The organism is Corallococcus sp. AB018, from assembly GCF_003986945.1.
GTDB lineage: Bacteria > Myxococcota > Myxococcia > Myxococcales > Myxococcaceae > Corallococcus > Corallococcus exiguus.
The window spans coordinates 1-16,809 of the sequence record NZ_RAWR01000231.1 but is presented as its reverse complement, the minus strand read 5'-3'; the positions used below and the strand labels follow the sequence as shown (position 1 = coordinate 16,809).

Below are 16,809 nucleotides of genomic sequence, written 5' to 3'. Positions count from 1 at the left end.
GGCGGCAAGTGGCACGCGGGGCAGGGCGAAGCTGGACGCGGGCTCGCCCACGAGGACCGCGATGGCGTGTTCGTAGGTCGCGCGGGCAATCTCGTTCTCCGTCGCGGCGGCCTGCGCCAGCGCCAGCTGCGTCTGGGCCTGGAGCACGTCCGGCCGCGCCGCCACGCCCTGCACGTAGCGGTTCTGCGTGAGCTGGAGGGACTTGCGGTAGCCCACGACGGCGTCGTCCAGCAGGCGCTGCGTGGCGTCCAGCGCGCGGAGCTGGAAGTAGCTCTGCGCGAGCATGGCGTGGGCGGACAGCTTCGCGTTGTCCAGGTCGGAGCCGGCGGCCTGGGCGTTGGCCTTCGCGCCCGCGACCTGCCGGCGCACGCGGCCCCAGAGGTCCGGCTCCCACGTGGCGTCCAGGGACAGGTCCTGGACGTTGCCCACGGTGGGCACGCCGGCGTTGGTGCCGGTAGGGGTATTGGCGCTCCGCCCCGCGCCGCGCGCCCGCGTCAGCGACCCGGACGCCCCCAAGGTGGGGAAGAGCGACGCGCGGGCCTCGGCCACCAGCGCGCGGGCGCGGCGGTACGCGGCCTCGTAGCCCGCCACTGTCTGGTTTGCGCGGGCGACGCGTTCCTCCAGCGCGTCCAGCTCCGGGTCCTTGAAGCGCTTCCACCACGCGCCCCGGTCATGTCTGTCATTGGGCTCAGCGGGCTTCCAGCCGTCCGCGGCTTCCTTGAAGTGCTGGGGCACCGCGACGCGGGGACGGTGGTAGTCCGGGCCCACCGCGCAGGCGGTCATCAGTCCGCAGGCGAGCCATGAAGTGGCGTGGAGGCGAAGGCGCATCGTTCGCTCCTCAGGCGCCTTCGTGGCGGCGGTGCGCGAAGCGGCGCTCCCGCCACTGGCGCACCCGCCGGCCCAGGCGGTCCAGGGTCATGTAGATGACCGGGGTGGTGTAGAGCGTGAGCAGCTGGCTCACGCACAGCCCTCCGGCGATGGCGATGCCCAGGGGCTTGCGAAGCTCGGAGCCCACGCCCGTGCCCAGTGCCAGGGGCAGTGCTCCCAGGAGCGCCGCCATCGTCGTCATCAGGATGGGGCGCAGGCGCAGCTGCGCGGCGCGGAAGATGGCCTCCTTTGAACCGAGCTGCTCCTCGCGCTCCGTCACCAGCGCGAAGTCGATCATCATGATGGCGTTTTTCTTCACGATGCCGATGAGCAGGATGATGCCGATGAGCGCGATGATGGACAGGTCCAGCCGGAACAGCAGCAGCGCGAGCAGCGCGCCGACCCCCGCCGACGGAAGCGTGGACAGGATGGTCAGCGGGTGGATGAGGCTCTCGTAGAGGATGCCCAGCACGATGTAGACGGCGAACAGCGCGGCGGCGATGAGCATCGGCTCCGTGGCGAGCGACGCCTGGAACGCCTGGGCCGCGCCGCTGAAGTCGCCCCGGATGTCCGCGGGCAGGCCCAGGCCGCGCACGGCGGCTTCAATCTCCGTCACCACCGAGCCCAGGGACGTCCCCGGCTTCAGGTTGAAGGACATCGTGGCGGAGGGGAACTGGCCCTGGTGGTTGACGGACAGGAGCGTGCTCGCGGGCGCGAAGCTCGCGAACGCGGCCAGCGGCACCTGTGCCCCGGAGGCGCCCGTCACGTAGATGTCGTTCAGGCTCTCCGGCCGCTGCCAGAAGGGCGTCTGCACCACCATCACCACGTGGTACTGGTTGCGCCCGGTGTACATCGTGGACACCTGGCGCTGGCCGAAGGCGTCGTAGAGCACGTCGTCGATTTGCGCCGCCGTGAGCCCGAAGCGCGCCGCCGTGTCGTGGTCCACCACCACGTTCGTCTCCAGGCCGTGGCTGCGCTGGTCGCTGTTGACGTCCATCAGGCCGGGCACCTGCTTCAAGCGCTCCAGCACGCGGGGCGCCCACTGGTCGAGTTCGGTCAGTGAGTCCGCGGACAGGGTGTACTGGTACTGCGCGTTGCCCAGCCGCCCGCCGATGACCAGGTCCTGCGCGGACTGGAGGTACACGGTCGCGCCGGGCACGGCCTGGAGTTTCCCCCGCAGCCGCCCGATGACGGCGTCGGCGCTGAGCTTGCGCTCCTCCAGGGGCTTGAGCGTGATGTAGAGCGTGCCCGCGTTCGAGGAGCCACCGCCCGGCCCGCCACCGCCCACGGAGCCCGCCACCGCCTGCACGGCCGGGTCCTGCCCGATGAGCTTCACGTAGGCGGTGAACTTCTCGCGCATGGCAGCGAAGGAGATGTCCTGCTCCGCCTGGATGCTGGCGCTGAGCCGGCCGGTGTCCTGCTGTGGGAAGAAGCCCTTGGGCACCACGACGAACAGGTACGCGCTGAGCGCGACCGCCGCGAAGGTGAGCAGGAGCAGCAGCACCGGATGCTCCAGCGACCACGCCAGGCTGCGCGCGTAGCCCCGGCGTAAGCGTTCGAAGGGCTGGAACGAGGCACGGGCGCGGCCCGGCTTCCGGGCGCGCAGGAGCCGCGAGCACATGACCGGCGTCACCGTCAGCGACACGACCAGCGACATGAGGATGGCCACCGACAGCGTGATGGCGAACTCGCGGAACAGCCGCCCCACGATGCCCTGCATCAAGAGCAGCGGGATGAACACGGCGATGAGGGAGAGGCTCATCGACAGCACGGTGAAGCCGACCTCGCGCGCGCCGCGCAGCGCCGCCTCCAGCGGGGAGAGGCCGTCCTCGATGTGCCGCTCGATGTCCTCCAGGACGACGATGGCGTCATCCACCACGAAGCCGGTGGAGATGGTCAGCGCCATCATGGACAGGTTGTCCAGGCTGAAGCCCAGGAGCACCATCACCGCGAAGGTGCCCAGGAGTGACAGCGGCACGGCGACGCTGGGGATGAGCGTGGCGCGCGCGTTGCCCAGGAAGGCGAACACCACCAGGATGACCAGGCCAATGGACGTGAGCAGCGTCACCTCCACGTCCCGCAGCGAGGCGCGGATGGTGGTGGTGCGGTCCATCATCACCGTGAGGTCCACGTCCGCCGGGAGCGTGGCCTGGAACGCCGGCAGCCGTTCCCGGAGCGCGTCCACGGTGTCGATGACGTTCGCGCCCGGCTGCTTGAAGATGACCAGGATGACGGCCTGTCTGCCATTGGCGAGCCCCAGGCTGTGCACGTCCTCCACGTCGTTGTCCGTCACCCGGGCCACGTCCTGGAGTCGCACCGGCGCGCCGTTCGAATAGGAGAGGATGAGCGGGCGGTACTGCTCCGCGCGCAGCAGTTGGTCCGTGGCGGTGAGGGTGTACGCGAGGGGGCCGTCCTCCAGCTGGCCCTTGGGGCGGTTGGCGTTCTGCGCGCCCAGCGCGGTGCGGACCGCCTCCAGCCCCAGGCCGTACTTGTTCAGCGCGGTGGGGTTCACCTCCGCGCGCACGGCGGGCAGCGCGCCGCCGCCCACGAAGACCTGGCCCACGCCCTTCACCTGGGAGACCTTCTGCTGGAGGACGGTGGACGCGACGTCGTAGAGCTGCCCGCGCCCCTTGTTCTCGGACGTCAGCGCCAGGAGCATGATGGGCGCGTCCGCGGGGTTCACCTTCCGGTAGGTGGGGTTGTTGGGCAGGTTGGCGGGCAGGTTGCTCCGGGCGGCGTTGATGGCGGCCTGGACGTCGCGCGCGGCCCCGTCGATGTTCCGCGACAGGTCGAACTGCACGACGATGCTGGTGGAGCCCAGGTTGCTGGACGACGTCATCTGCGTGATGCCCGCGATGCGGCCCAGCTGCCGCTCCAGCGGCGTCGCGACGGAGGCGGCCATCGTCTGGGGGCTGGCGCCCGGAAGCTGCGCCTGCACGCTGATGGTGGGGAACTCCACCTGTGGCAGCGGCGCCACGGGCAGCAGCTTGAACGCGAGCGCTCCCAAGAGCGCCAGCCCCACCGCCAGCAGGGACGTGGCGACGGGGCGCCGGATGAAGAGCGCGGACGGGTTCATGACCGCCGCCTCCGGTGCGCCAGGGCGTCGAAGCCCAGGTAGATGACGGGCGTGGTGAACAGGGTCAGCAGCTGGCTGACCATGAGCCCGCCGATGATGGCGATGCCCAGCGGCTGGCGCAGCTCCGAGCCGATGCCGCCGCCCAGCGCCAGTGGCACGGCGCCCAGCATGGACGCCATGGTCGTCATCAGGATGGGCCGGAAGCGCAACAGGCACGCCTCGTGGATGGCGTCGAGCGCGGGCTTCTTCTCCACGCGCTCGGCCTCCAGCGCGAAGTCGATCATCATGATGGCGTTCTTCATCACGATGCCGATGAGCAGGATGATGCCGATGAGGGCGATCATCCCCAGCTCCATCCCGCTCAGCCGCAGCGCGAGCAGCGCGCCCAGGCACGCGGACGGCAGCGTGGACAGGATGGTGAGCGGGTGGATGTACGATTCGTACAGGACGCCCAGCACGATGTAGACGACCACCACCGCCGCGAGCACCAGGAAGCCCTCGTGGGCGAGCGAGTCCTGGAACGTGCGCGCGGTGCCCTCGAAGGCCGTCTGGACGGAGGCCGGAATCCGGAGCCGGTCGCGCACGCCATCGAAGGCGGCCACCGCCTGGGACAGCGACACGTCCGGGCCAGGGTTGAAGGAGACGATGGCGACGGGGAACTGGCCCTGCCGGCTGATGGTGAGCGGGCCCTGGCTCCGGCCCACGGTGGCGAGCGTGCCTAGCGGCACCGGGCCTCCCGCCGAGGAGCGCAGGTAGAGGTTGTCCAGGGCGGTGTCCACGCGCTGGAGCGCCGGGGTCACCTCCAGCACCACGCGGTACTGGTTGAGCTGGGTGAAGATGGTGGACACCTGGCGCTGACCGAAGGCGTCGTAGAGCGCGTCGTCGATATCCTGGGGCGTGATGCCCAGCCGCGAGGCGGTGTCCCGGTCCAGGGTGACGTCCAGCCGCAGGCCGCCGTTCTGGAGGTCGCTGGCGACGTCCGTCAGCTCCGGACGCGTGCACAGGTGGTCCACCAGCCGCCCCGTCCAGGTGTCCAGCTCCGCGGCGTCGGGGGAGCTCAGGCTGTACTGGTACTGCGTGCGGCTCACGCGGCTGTCCAGCGTCAGGTCCTGCACGGGCGACAGCGACAGGGAGATGCCCGGCACGTCCACCAGCGCGGCCTGGAGCCGGCGGATGACCTCCGTGGCGGAGGCGCCCCTCTGTGCGAGCGGCTTGAGGGTGATGAGCATCCGGCCGCTGTTCTGCGTGAGGTTGGTGCCGTCCACGCCGATGAAGGACGACAGGCCTTCCACGGCGGAGTCCTCCAGCACGGCGCGGGCCAGGGCCTGCTGGCGCTCGGCCATGGCGGGGAAGGAGATGGACGGCGGCGCCTGGGAGATGCCCTGGAGGACGCCGGTGTCCTGCACGGGGAAGAAGCCCTTGGGGATGGTCAGGAGCAACAGCGCGGTGAGCGCCAGCGTGGCCGCCGCCACCAGGAGCGTGAGCGCGCGATGACGGAGCACCCAGGTGAGCGCGGTGTCGTAGCGCTGGACCAGCCCGCGGAAGGCGCCGCCCACGACGCGCTCGAAGCGGCTGTCCTCTTCCGGCGGGTGTCGGCGCAAGAGGCGCGAGCACAGCATGGGGGTGAGCGTCAGCGACACGACGGCGGACAGGAGGATGGTCACCGCGAGCGTGATGGCGAACTCGCGGAACAGCCGCCCCACCACGTCCCCCATGAAGAGCAGGGGGATGAGCACGGCGATGAGCGACACCGTCAGCGACAGGATGGTGAAGCCAATCTGCTTGGAGCCCTTCAACGCCGCGTCCAGGGGGCGCGTGCCGCCTTCGATGTAGCGGCTGATGTTTTCAATCATCACGATGGCGTCGTCCACGACGAAGCCGGTGGCGATGGTGAGCGCCATCAGGGTGAGGTTGTTGAGGGAGAAGCCCAGGAGAGACATGGCCGCGAAGGTGCCCACGAGCGACAGGGGCACGGCGACGCTGGGGATGAAGGTGGCGGGGGCGTTGCGCAGGAACACGAAGATGACGCCCACCACCAGCGCGATGGAGAACATCAGGTCGCGCTGCACGTCGCTCACGGAGGCGCGGATGGTGGTGGTGCGGTCGCTCAGGACGGTGACCTTCACCTGCGCGGGCAGGGTGGCCTGGAGCTGGGGCAGCAGCTTGCGCACGCTGTCCACGACGGCGATGACGTTGGCCCCTGGCTGGCGTTGCACGTTGAGGATGACGGCGGGCGTGGTGCCGGCCCAAGCGGCCTGCCGGACGTTCTCCGCGCCGTCGAAGACGTGGGCCACGTCGGACAGGCGCAAGGGTGCACCGTCCCGGTACGCGATGATGAGCGGGGCGTAGTCGCCGCTGGACAGGCGCTGATCATTCGCGTTGAGCGTGTACGCCTGGCGGGGACCGTCGAAGCTGCCCTTGGGGAGGTTGACGTTGGCGGCGGCGACGGCGGTGCGCACGTCCTCCAGCGTCAGCCCGTGCGCGGCGAGCGCGGGGCCGTTCGCCTGGATGCGGACGGCGGGGCGCTGGCCACCGCTGATGCTCACGAGCCCCACGCCGGGGAGCTGTGACAGCTTCTGCGCCAGCCGCGTGTCGGCCAGGTCCTCCACCCGCGTCAGCGGCACGGTGTCGGAGGTGAGGGCCAGGGTGATGACCGGCGTGTCCGCCGGGTTGACCTTGTTGTAGATGGGCGGGTTCGGCAGGTCCGAGGGCAGCAGGTTCGCGGCGGCGTTGATGGCGGCCTGGACCTGCTGCTCCGCGATGTCCAGGCTCATCTGGAGCGTGAACTGGAGTGTGATGACGGACGCGCCATTGGAACTGGACGACGTCATCTGGTTGAGGCCGGGCATCTGCCCGAACTGCCGCTCCAGCGGCGCGGTGACGCCGGAGGCCATCACCTCCGGGCTCGCGCCGGGCTGGAAGGTGAGGACCTGGATGGTGGGGTAGTTCACCTCCGGCAGCGCGGAGACGGGCAGCAGCCGGTACGACAGCACCCCCGCGAGCAGCAGGGCCACCATCAGCAGCGACGTGGCGACGGGCCGCAGGATGAAGGGCTCGGACATTCAGCGCCCGCCGTCCCCGGCGCCCGTGCCGCTGCCACCCACGCCCGGTGCGGTAGGCCCCCGCGTGGCCGCGTGCCGCCGGATGGAGGCGCCGTCGGTGAGTTGATCCGCGCCCTCCACCACCACCTCTTCCCCTGGGCGCAGGCCCTGGCTGACGACGGTGTCCTCGCCGTCCGCCGGGCCGGTCATCACCGTGCGCACGGCGACGGTGTCGTTTGCCTGGGCGACGTAGACGAAGGTGCCCTGGACGCCGTGCTGGAGCGCGGCGGTGGGCACGACGGTGGCGTCGCGCAGGACGTCGAGGCGCAGCCGCGCGTTGACGAACTGCTGGGGGAACAGCCGCGACTCACGGTTGGGGAAGGTGGCCTTGAGCCGGACGGTGCCGGTGTTGGGGTCCACCTGGTTGTCCACCGTGAGCAGCGTGCCGGTGTCGAGCAGCCGCTGCCGGGTGCGGTCGAGCGCCTGGACCTCCAGGGGCTGGCGCGCGTCGAGCTTCTCCAGGACCTCCGGCACGCGGTCCTCGGGCACGGAGAAGATCATCGTGATGGGTTGCAGGGTGTTGACGACGACGAGCCCGGTCGCATCCGCGGCGTGGATGATGTTGCCGGGGTCCACGAGTCGCAGGCCGACGCGGCCGGCCACCGGGGACGTGATGCGCGTATAGGCCAGGTTGAGCTCGGCGGTGGCGACGGCGCCCCGGTCCGCCTTCACGATGCCCTGGTACTGGCGCACCAGGGCCCGCTGGGTGTCCAGCGTCTGCCGGGCGACGGAGTCCTGCTCCAGCAGCGCGGTGTAGCGACGCAGGTCGACGCGGGCGTTCTCCAGCACGGCCTCGTCGCGGGCGAGTTGTCCCCGGACCTGCTCCAACTGGCTGAGGAAGGGGCGCGGGTCTATTTCAGCCAGCAGGTCGCCTTCCTTGACGTTCTGGCCCTCCTGGAAGGCCACTCGCATCAATTGACCGTCCACCCGGGAGTGCACGGCGACGGAGGCGGTAGGCGTCACCGCGCCCAGACCGGTGAGGAACACTGGGACATCCCGGGTCCCCGCTCGTGCCGTGACCACGGACTGGGGGCCCCGTGCCCCATGGCCCTGTGCACCCGCGCCGCCGTCAGCGGCCGCGTGGCCGGAGCCCCGGGGATGCTCGAGCCTCCGCGCGACGATGATGGACAGCACGAGGAGCCCCGCGAGCAGCATCAGCCACCCCCAGCGAGGGCGCCGGTGATGGGGAGGAGGGGGCGTGGGCATGCGAAGAACCGCCAGGGGACCCACCGTGGAGGAGCCGGCGGTTCAGGGCCTCCCAACGTGTGTTCGGACGCGCGGGCCCTCAAGCCGTCCGAAGGGAGGGGCGCTGCCCTCCAACGGACATCACCGCGATGGACTGCGACTCCAACCGCTGTGGTTGCATCGGTGGGCAGGTCATGGTCTGCCTGCCGAACACCCACTATCCGAAGTACTGCACCTGAGCCGTCCGCGCCGCCGTCCGCCACCCGGGCGGCGGCGCGCCTGTGCGATGGCGAACGGCGACGGGAAGCCCGTAGACTCCCGGGCCATGAGTTCCGAGACGAAGCCCGGCCTCGAAGGGCAGCTCGCGCTGGACGGCGTGCAGCGGCTGTCCGCCGAGGCGGGGAGCAACCACGCGTCGCTCACGCCCGGTGCTGTCCGGCGCCGCGCGCTGGGGCTCCTGGCGAAGGGCACGGGACTGGTGCTGCTGGGCGCCGTCATCATGGCGGGCCTGGTCTGGTTGGGATTTGGCGGCAACAGTGTCTTGTCCCAGCTCCTGACGCTCCCCACGTTCTTCCTGGGCGCCGCTTACTTCATCGCGGGCCTCACCGGCCTCCTGACGGGGCGCCCGTGGGACCGCACGCCCTTCTGGGTGAAGCTGCCGATGATGATCCTCGGCGCCGTCATCGCGCTGACGGCGGTCATCGTCATCGGCGTCAAGGGCGTGAGCGTCCTGGGCCCGGACACGAACTCAACGCCAGGCGTCCAGGTGGGCCCGGGTGAATGATTCGAAGTCGCGTGGAGCGCGGCCGGTGACCCGCTGCACGGTGTCCGTCACGCGGTCCTCCGTCCCGTCTCGGATGAGCGTGTCGAGCATCGTGAGGAAGCGCGCGTAGGCTTCCGGCATGCCGGAGTCCTGAAGGTGCCGCTGTGCCTCTTCGGGCGTCGCGTGCACATGCCGGATGGAGCGACCCGACACCCGGGACAGGATGGCCGCGAGGTCGTCGTAGCTCAGCGCCTGGGGGCCGGTGATGACATGCGCGGTGTCGTGCGACTTCGCGTCCGCGAGCGCGCGGACCCCCACCGCCGCGATGTCCTCCGCGTCCACGAAGCCCACCCGCCCCTGGCCCGTGGCCGTCACCAGCCGGCCGTCGCGGCGGAGGCTGGCGTGGTGATGATGGACGGGGCTGATGAAGTTCTGCATGAACCATGACGGCTGCAGCACGCTCCACTCGGACACGTGCCCGCGCAGGAAGTGGTGCACCTTCCCCAGCCCCGGGCCCTCCTCCGGAACGACGGACGCGGAAAGCAGGACGACCCGCCGCACGCCGCCAGCCAGCGCCCGTTCCAGGACGGGAATCATGAGGACGGACGGGTCTTCCACCAACGCGGGGGCCAGGACATACATGCGGTCCACGCCCTCCAGCGCGGGCCTGTGCGTGGACAAGTCCGCCCAGTCGAAGCGCACGTGTTCGGCGGCGGTGACGGGCGGCCGTGTGTCGCGCGTGGCGGTGCGCACCGTGAAGCCCTCGGCCGTGAGCCCTTCCGCGATGGGGCGGCCCGTGTTGCCGGCGGCTCCGATGACGAGGATGCGCGTCATGCCTGCTCCTTCGCGAAGGACTCGAAGGTGCCGCGGGGCGCGGCCAGCGGGTTCCAATACTCGCGGTAGTGCACGATGCGGCCGTCACGCACCTGCATCCGCATCACGTAGTCCTGTTCGTAGGGGATGTTCCCGGGCTGCAGCGTCGCGGAGCCGTGCACCTCCATCCAGCCTGTCGTTGGATCCACGCTCGGGGAGCGCTGGACGTTCGTGAAGGTAAGCCCCCGGAAGTGTTTCGTGATGGGCGCGAAGTAGGCGCGGATGGCTTTGATGCCCTCCAGCCGGGCAGGCCCGCCGAGCGAGGAGGCATAGGGGAACTCGACGACGGCGTCGTCCGCGAAGAGCGTCAGCCAGCGCTCGACGTCCGTGGCGATGAGCGCGAGGTGCGCGTCCATCAGCCGTGCCAGGTCAGGAGAAGTGCGGTCCATGTGCGGCCTCCAGCAAGAGGTGATGGACCAGGAATAGGGCGCCCGTTATGGACGCTCCATGTCACTGCGTCCAAAAGAACTGTCTTCGAGTCCAATGCCCCCGGACGGAAAGACCGACGTGGTCTCCGACGTGCTGGAGACGCTGCGTTTCAAGACGCTGCTCTTCGGCCGCTTCGAGCTGGGGGCGCCCTGGGCGGTGCGCATGCCTCGCAAGGCCAACGCCTCCTTCTACGTGGTGGCGCGCGGAAGCCTGCGCCTCCAGGTGGAGGGCACGGCGAAGCCGGTGTTCCTGTCCGCCGGAGACGTGGTGCTGCTGCCCCGCGCGCCCGCGCACGTGCTGGATGACGGCGGCCGCCGCAACCCCGCCGCGAGCGACTTCGTCCCATCCCAGATGCTCCGTCCACCGGCCACGCGGCTGGGGGGAACCGGGCCGCTCACCACGCTGATCACCGGCTGCTTCCAGTTCGGCGTGGACCCTGCGCATCCGCTGCTGCGGGCCTTTCCCTCCGTCATCCGCCTGTCCACGCAGGAGGGGCAGGGGACGCCCTCGCTCGCCGCGAGCGTGCAGCTCATCACCGCGGAGACCGCCCTGCCGGGGCCGGGAAGCGCGCTGGTGCTGGGCCGACTGGCGGACGTGCTGCTCGTCCACGCGCTGCGGGCCCAGACGTCACTTGGGGGAACGAAGCAGGCGGGGTGGAAGGCGCTGGCCGACCCCGCCATCGGGAACGCACTCGCGCTGATGCACGAACAGCCCGGCACCCCATGGACGGTGGAGCGGCTGGCTCGGTCCGTGGGCGTGTCGCGCTCCGGGTTCGCCGCGCGCTTCCACTCGCTGGTGGGCGAGACACCGCTGCGCTACCTGGCCCAATGGCGGATGATCCGCGCCGCGCGCTGGCTGCATGAATCCAACGACAGCCTGGACACCATCGCCGAGCGCGCCGGCTACGAAAGCGCGCCCGCCTTCAGCAAGGCCTTCAAGCGCCGCTGGGGCGTGGGGCCCGGAGCGTATCGGCGTGCGGCCACGCGTCAGACTTCAGCGTGAGCCGCGGGTCCCGGTTTCAGTAATAGCAGCGCCAGTAATCGTACCCTTCCCCGTCGCAATAGCAGAAGGCATGGCCCACACCTCCGGGGCGGATACACTGACGCGGATTGGCCCCAGCAGAGGGACAGGACATGCCATCCAACTCCTCGCACTCAAGCAATACCGAGGAGGTGACGTCGGGCGCCGTCTGGCTCGCCGTGTCATCCACGGCCGCGGGCTCCATGGCGCCACCACAGCCAACGAGCAGCCCAAACATCAACGCTGAAATAATTCCGCGCATGTGTCCTCCGGGTTGAGAGTCATTGTAAGGCTAACACCGCTTCGCGATGAGTCTCAATATGCGAGCAATGTGTCGCAGCACGTCAGTACTGCGCCTGACAGGATGTCCTGACAGCCCCTGAATGACGCGCCCTCCGGCGGCCTTCAGTGGGGAATGGCCACGGCCTGCTCCAGGCCCTCGGTCCACTCCAGCAGGCACGAAGCGTCCACGCTGAAGTTGACCTCGATGCGCGCCTTCGGGCTCGCGTAGACGAGGGTGAAGTCCGGCTTCCACCGGTCGCTGGCCGCATCAGAGTGAGCACGGACCTCGACGGTGCAGGTGACGTCCCGGCCATGGTCCAGGTCCAGGCTGAACGGCTCCTGGGTGACCTGCCATTGCCGGAGTGCGCGCAGCAGCGTGTCGAAGTGGGAGCGGAGCACCACGACCTGTGGCAGCCGGAGGTCGAAGTCTTCCACGACCTCCATGAAGTCATGATTGTCCCTGCGGAAGCAGTTGCCGGTGCTTCGCAGCTCGAGCAGCAGGCAGGGCTCCGAGTCCAGGGACACGGCCCGCCGGACCTTCCCTTCCAGCATGTTGTGGCCAGCGTTCGAGGGAAGGCGGAAGTTCATGTTCAAGCCCGCGCCCTGACGTGGTTCACGAGGTGGGACTGACGGGCGACACCAGCAGCCGGACCGCCTCCACTACGGAGCGCCGCCGCCGGCGGATCTCCGCGGGTGTGGGCGGGGTGGCCGTGGCGCAGTACGACAGCGGGAAGGCCCACGTCTTGGACAGCGCCAGCACCAGCGCCAGCAGTTCGTCCGCCGCGAAGTGCTTCGACACCAGCCCTTCCTTCTGTGCCTTCGCGATGGCGGCCGCCTTGTGCTGGTTGCTGCGCGCGACAGGCTCCGGGATGTCCACGGTGGGGCCGTGCTCCAGCTCGTACCAGGTGGCCAGGCGCAGCACCTGCGGCCGGGCCTGGAAGCCGTCGAACAGCCGCCCCGCGTAGGCGGGCAGGTCCGCCGCGTCGATGGGCGTCTCGCGCGCCACCTCCGCCACGTGCGCTTCGAAGACCGCGTCGAACAGCTGCTCCTTGCTGCCGAAGTACGAATAGATGAGCGCCTTGTTGCAGCCGGCCGCCGCCGCGATGCGGTCCACGCGCGCGCCCGCGATGCCCTTCTCCGAGAACTCCTCCGCGGCCGCTTCCAACAGGCGCTGCCGGGTCTTCTGAGCGTCTCCAGCCATGCTTGCCCACCATGCCCCAGCCCATTCCGGGTTGCACCCTGTCAGAAGGGCCAATATATCCATGTAACCAACTGGTTAGTTGAAAGGATTTCCTGCCATGAGTGCGACCCCTGAGACGTCCCGTGTCTGGCTCATCACCGGCTCCTCCCGAGGCCTGGGACGCAGCTTCGCGGAGGCCGTGCTGGCGGCCGGGCACCGCCTGGTGGCCACGGCGCGCAAGCCGGAGCAGCTGGCTTCCCTGGTGGAGCGTTACGGGGACCGGGTCCGCGCGGTGGCGCTGGACGTGACGAACCCCGAGCAGGCGAGGGCCGCGGTGCGGACAGCAGTAGATGCCTTCGGCCGCCTGGACGTGGTGGTGAACAACGCGGGCTACGGCGGCCTCGCGCCCATCGAGCAGGTGACGGACGAAGACTTCCGCTCGCAGCTCGACACCAACCTCTTCGGCGTCCTGAACGTCACGAGGGCCGCGCTGCCGGTGCTCCGCGAGCAGCGCTCCGGGCACATCATCCAGGTTTCGTCCGTGGGAGGCCGCCTGTCCACGCCGGGGCTGGGCGCGTATCAGGCCGCGAAGTGGGCAGTGGGAGGCCTCTCCGAGGTCCTGGCCAAGGAGGCCGCGCCCTTCGGCGTGAAGGTGACGGTGCTGGAGCCGGGTGGCTTCCGCACGGATTGGGCGGGAGCGTCCATGACCATCCCGGAGTTCCGGCCGGAGTACGCGCCCACGGTGGGCGTGGTGGCCCAGCACATGCGTTCGCGAACGGGCAAGGAGGCAGGGGACCCGGACCGCGCGGCGCAGGTGCTGCTCCAGGTGGCCTCGATGGAGTCCCCGCCGCTGCACCTGGTGCTGGGCAGCGACGCGTTCGAGTTGTCACAGCAGAAGCTGGATGCGCTCAAGGCGGAGGACCAGAAGTGGAAGGACCTCTCCGTGTCCACCGACTTCCCGGAGGCCCGCGCTCCGGCCCCGCGCTTCTGACGGCTACCAGAGGTTGCGGCCGTCCACGAACCTCACGCGCACCGCGTCCAGATTGAAGTCGTCGAACAGGCGCGCGTTGAGGCCCACCTTGAACCTGCCGGGCACGGGCGCGTTGTCTTCCCAGACGGGCGTGTCCGTCCACGTGCCGCAGCCGCACTGCTGGCAGTGGTGGTGCGCCACGGGCTCGTTGCGCGCGTAGGTGGCCACGTTCTCGCGGCGCGTGAAGGTCACCTGCTCGGGCTCGTAGTAGGCCCAGAGCACGCCGCGCTTGGAGCAGAATGTGCAGTTGCAGCGGGTGACGTCCTTGGGGTGCACGGTCACTTCGAACCGCGTCGCACCGCAGTGACAGCTTCCCTTCAAGGTCCCGGCTTCGCTCATCCCGTCATCATCCGAAGCGTGGCATTTCCTGGAAGCGCGGTGCGCGCGCGGTGTTCGTGCGTCGACGCTCGCACCGTGAGCACGGGTGCCTTCCGCCTGCCTTGACAGGCATGGGGGCAGTCGTGAGGATGCAAATCATTATCAACTTAGAGCCAAGAGACGGGGTCGCGCGGTGGACGCGATGTTGAGCCTCGCCGCGCTGTGCTTCTGCGTGTCGGCGGTGTCGTGGATGGGCGTGGGTGGCCGTGCGCGGTGGCTCGCGGCCGTGCCTGGGCTCGCGTCGCTGGGGTGCTGCGTGGGCGATTTCGGGTGGGTGGCGGGGCTGCTGGTGCTGCTGGTGCTCGCGATGACGGCGGCCTCGGTGCTGGTGCTGGTGCTCTCGCCTCGGCCTTCGCGGGCGCGCACGTTCGCGTGGGCGAGTGGCGTGGCGGGACTGGTGCCGGTGGCGCTGATGGGCGTGGGGCGATGAGCGCGGGTCGCGGTAACAATGCGGCGAACCACTCCGTCGCGCGGACGCTGGCGACGGTGATGGGGGCTCCGCTCGCGGCGTTCGCGGTGGGCGCGGCGGTGATGGCGTTCCTGCCGGTGTCGGGGCCGTGGGCCTTCGCGCTGGGCTTCCACGTGGTGCTGCCCGTGTGGGTGGGATTCGCGTGCGCGCTGCCGCTGGCGCGGAATGGCCGGGTGGCGTGGGGCGTGTGCCTGGCGGTGGTGGTGCCGGTGGCCGTCGCGCTGGCCGTGCGGGGGCCGCGATGAAGCTGTCGCCCCGGACGTTCCGCATCCAGTTCGACCTGCACGCGTGGGCGGGCGTCGTCGCCAGCCTGTTCCTGTTCGTCATCTTCTTCTGTGGCGTCTTCGCGATGTTCCGCGAGGAGCTGGAGGTGTGGCAGGAGCCCGCGCTCCACGTCGCGCCGCCCTCGGAGTCACCGCCGTCGTTCGACCTGATGCTCGACCGGGTGCGGGAGCAGGGGCCGCTGCCGCGCGGCGCTCACGTGGGAATGCTCACGCACGAGGAGACGCGGTTCATCACCGCGTACCTCTTCGAGCCCACGGGGCTGCGCGTGCTGTGGCTGGACCCGCTCACCGGCACAGCGCTGCCGGAGCGCAGCCGGCTGGCGAGCGAGCTGTACTGGATGCACTTCTTCTACCGGGTGCCCTGGGGGATGGAGTTCACGGGGCTGGTGTCAGTGGCGCTGCTGGTGGCGCTGGTCAGCGGTCTGTGGATCCACCTGAAGGACCTGCGCGCGCAGTGGTGGCGCTTCCGTCCCACGGCGAAGCCGCGCTTCTCCGCGTCGGACGCGCACAAGGTGCTGGGCGTCTTCGGGCTGCCGTTCACCGCGATGCTGGCGTGGACGGGGGCGGTGTTGTGCCTGGCGGGGCTGGCGGCGCAGGGCTTCGGGAGCGTGGTGTACCGGGGACAGGCGGACCGGGTGACGAAGCTGCGCGGCTACAGCGTGCCCGTGCGGGAGGCGGCGGGGAAGGACGCGCCCATGCTGTCGCTGGACACGGTGGTGGACCGGGCGCGCGCGTCGGTGCCTGGCGCGGAGGGCACGCCCCGATACGTGGAGCTTCACGACTACGGCGACGCGCGCGGCTGGGCGGGCGTGTACTTCCAGTTGTCCCCGCTGGGGCCGGACCACTTCGCGCACGTGGACAGCGTGAGCGGAGAGACGTTCGGGTCGAGCGTGGAGTCCCGCACGCCGAACTTCTCCTTCGAGCGGCTGCTCTTCGACCTGCACGCGGGCCGGTTCGCGGAGGCGCTGATGAAGCCGATCTACGCGCTGCTCGCGCTGGCGATGTGCGCGGTGCTCGTCACCGGCAATCTCATCTGGCTGGAGCGCCGGGATCCGCTGCGCACGCATAGGGGCAATCGCGTGCTGGAGCGGCTGACGGTGGGTGTGTCCGCAGGGCTCGCGTTCGGCACGGCGGTGTACTGCGCCGCGAACCGAGTGCTTCCGTGGGCCCTGGAGCGGCGAGGCGACTGGGAGTTCGGCCTGTTCCTGGGCGCGTGGGCGCTCGCGGTGGTCATCGCGCTCGTGCCGCGAGGGTCGTCGCGCCAGGTGGGCAGCGTGTTGAGCGCCGCGGCAGCGGTGCTGTTCGGCGCGGTGGTGGTGGGCGACGTGGTGACGCAGGACGCGAACCTGTTCACGGCGCTGTCTCGCGGCCTGCCTCCGGTGTTCATGGCGGAGGCGTTCCTGACCGCGATGGCGCTGGGTTGCGGCGGGCTCGCGTGGGGTCTGCGCAGGCGTAAGACGGAGGAGCCCGTGTCCGGTGGCGCCGCGCCCGAAGGGCCCCTCGTCAAAGCGTAATCACAGGGGCTGACATGCGCGCGAGACGCGCCGGGCCCCGGACTCCCATGCAGTCCGCCCCCTGCTCGACGCGGTCCGCCAAACCTGTCGGACAGTCGGACAGATTTCCGCGCATCGGCCGGGACGGAGACCCTCCCTGGGTGTGGGGTTCCAAAACTTGTCGGACAGTCGGACAGGTTTCCGCTGCTCGGAGGGGGCAGGGGCCCATCCCGGGCATGAGGTTCCAAAACTTGTCCGACAGGAGGTCTGCGCGGAATAGGGGTGAAGGCTGACTGGCTACTGAGCCTCAAGGGAGGCAGGGGCCTCCAGCACGAAGTAGACGCAAAAAAGCCGGCTGCGTGTCAGCAGCCGGCGGATG

Annotated in this window: 15 protein-coding genes; 6 read left to right on the top strand and 9 right to left on the bottom strand. The window is 70.1% G+C overall.

The genetic code is table 11. The annotated features are described in order from the left end of the window. From D7Y11_RS35440 to D7Y11_RS35425, 4 genes are all read right to left on the bottom strand, one after another. A partial coding sequence (locus D7Y11_RS35440; protein WP_158642039.1) for a TolC family protein occupies window positions 1-828 on the bottom strand: 828 nt, incomplete at its 3' end. A 10-nt stretch (window positions 829-838) separates the two neighbouring features. Beyond that, window positions 839-3,943: a multidrug efflux RND transporter permease subunit gene (locus tag D7Y11_RS35435; RefSeq protein ID WP_126935892.1), complete on the bottom strand. Its 3,105-nt coding sequence runs from the start codon at window positions 3,941-3,943 to the stop codon at window positions 839-841. Next, the gene (locus D7Y11_RS35430) at window positions 3,940-7,005 is read right to left on the bottom strand and encodes a multidrug efflux RND transporter permease subunit (protein ID WP_126935891.1); all 3,066 of its coding nucleotides are present in this window, start codon (window positions 7,003-7,005) and stop codon (window positions 3,940-3,942) included. Before D7Y11_RS35430 ends, D7Y11_RS35435 begins: the two co-directional genes overlap by 4 nt. Then, window positions 7,006-8,250 (bottom strand): MdtA/MuxA family multidrug efflux RND transporter periplasmic adaptor subunit, encoded by a 1,245-nt coding sequence (locus tag D7Y11_RS35425; protein WP_126935890.1) that lies wholly within the window; start codon window positions 8,248-8,250, stop codon window positions 7,006-7,008. 304 nt (window positions 8,251-8,554) lie between these two features. Between D7Y11_RS35425 and D7Y11_RS35420 the strand changes: the two genes are divergently transcribed. Continuing rightward, window positions 8,555-9,013, top strand: coding sequence for a hypothetical protein (locus tag D7Y11_RS35420; protein ID WP_120574456.1), 459 nt, complete (start codon window positions 8,555-8,557; stop codon window positions 9,011-9,013). Here the strand turns inward: D7Y11_RS35420 and D7Y11_RS35415 are convergent. Both D7Y11_RS35415 and D7Y11_RS35410 read right to left on the bottom strand, forming a co-directional pair. Next, window positions 8,978-9,826, bottom strand: a complete 849-nt coding sequence (locus D7Y11_RS35415; protein WP_126935889.1) for an NmrA family NAD(P)-binding protein — start codon at window positions 9,824-9,826, stop codon at window positions 8,978-8,980. The two genes, D7Y11_RS35420 and D7Y11_RS35415, sit on opposite strands and share 36 nt — an antisense overlap. Beyond that, the gene (locus D7Y11_RS35410; RefSeq protein WP_120574458.1) at window positions 9,823-10,254 is read right to left on the bottom strand and encodes a nuclear transport factor 2 family protein; all 432 of its coding nucleotides are present in this window, start codon (window positions 10,252-10,254) and stop codon (window positions 9,823-9,825) included. Before D7Y11_RS35410 ends, D7Y11_RS35415 begins: the two co-directional genes overlap by 4 nt. A 94-nt stretch (window positions 10,255-10,348) precedes the next feature. Between D7Y11_RS35410 and D7Y11_RS35405 the strand changes: the two genes are divergently transcribed. Then, window positions 10,349-11,296: an AraC family transcriptional regulator gene (locus D7Y11_RS35405; protein WP_120574459.1), complete on the top strand. Its 948-nt coding sequence runs from the start codon at window positions 10,349-10,351 to the stop codon at window positions 11,294-11,296. A 423-nt stretch (window positions 11,297-11,719) separates the two neighbouring features. Here the strand turns inward: D7Y11_RS35405 and D7Y11_RS35400 are convergent, their stop codons facing one another. Both D7Y11_RS35400 and D7Y11_RS35395 read right to left on the bottom strand, forming a co-directional pair. Next, complete coding sequence (locus tag D7Y11_RS35400) at window positions 11,720-12,184, bottom strand: hypothetical protein (RefSeq protein ID WP_120574461.1); 465 nt, start codon at window positions 12,182-12,184, stop codon at window positions 11,720-11,722. Between the two features lie 25 nt (window positions 12,185-12,209). Continuing rightward, window positions 12,210-12,797, bottom strand: coding sequence for a TetR family transcriptional regulator (locus D7Y11_RS35395; RefSeq protein WP_126935888.1), 588 nt, complete (start codon window positions 12,795-12,797; stop codon window positions 12,210-12,212). A 97-nt stretch (window positions 12,798-12,894) separates the two neighbouring features. Here D7Y11_RS35395 and D7Y11_RS35390 point away from each other — a divergent pair, with 97 nt between their 5' ends. Further along, window positions 12,895-13,767: an oxidoreductase gene (locus tag D7Y11_RS35390; protein ID WP_120574463.1), complete on the top strand. Its 873-nt coding sequence runs from the start codon at window positions 12,895-12,897 to the stop codon at window positions 13,765-13,767. A gap of 3 nt (window positions 13,768-13,770) precedes the next feature. Here the strand turns inward: D7Y11_RS35390 and D7Y11_RS35385 are convergent, their stop codons facing one another. Continuing rightward, window positions 13,771-14,145 carry a GFA family protein gene (locus D7Y11_RS35385; protein ID WP_120574464.1) on the bottom strand — a complete coding sequence of 125 codons (375 nt, stop codon included), beginning with the start codon at window positions 14,143-14,145 and terminating at the stop codon, window positions 13,771-13,773. 181 nt (window positions 14,146-14,326) lie between these two features. On the opposite strand from D7Y11_RS35385, the gene D7Y11_RS35380 reads away from it, so the two are divergent. The 3 genes from D7Y11_RS35380 to D7Y11_RS35370 are packed head-to-tail and all read left to right on the top strand — an operon-like array spanning window position 14,327 to window position 16,451. Beyond that, window positions 14,327-14,614 carry a hypothetical protein gene (locus tag D7Y11_RS35380; RefSeq protein ID WP_121753179.1) on the top strand — a complete coding sequence of 96 codons (288 nt, stop codon included), beginning with the start codon at window positions 14,327-14,329 and terminating at the stop codon, window positions 14,612-14,614. Then, a complete protein-coding gene (locus D7Y11_RS35375; protein WP_121753173.1) occupies window positions 14,611-14,898 on the top strand; it encodes a hypothetical protein in 288 nt (95 codons plus the stop codon). The genes D7Y11_RS35380 and D7Y11_RS35375 overlap by 4 nt, the downstream gene beginning before the upstream one ends. Further along, window positions 14,895-16,451: a PepSY domain-containing protein gene (locus D7Y11_RS35370; protein WP_126935887.1), complete on the top strand. Its 1,557-nt coding sequence runs from the start codon at window positions 14,895-14,897 to the stop codon at window positions 16,449-16,451. The genes D7Y11_RS35375 and D7Y11_RS35370 overlap by 4 nt, the downstream gene beginning before the upstream one ends. The last annotated feature ends 358 nt before the right edge of the window (window positions 16,452-16,809 follow it).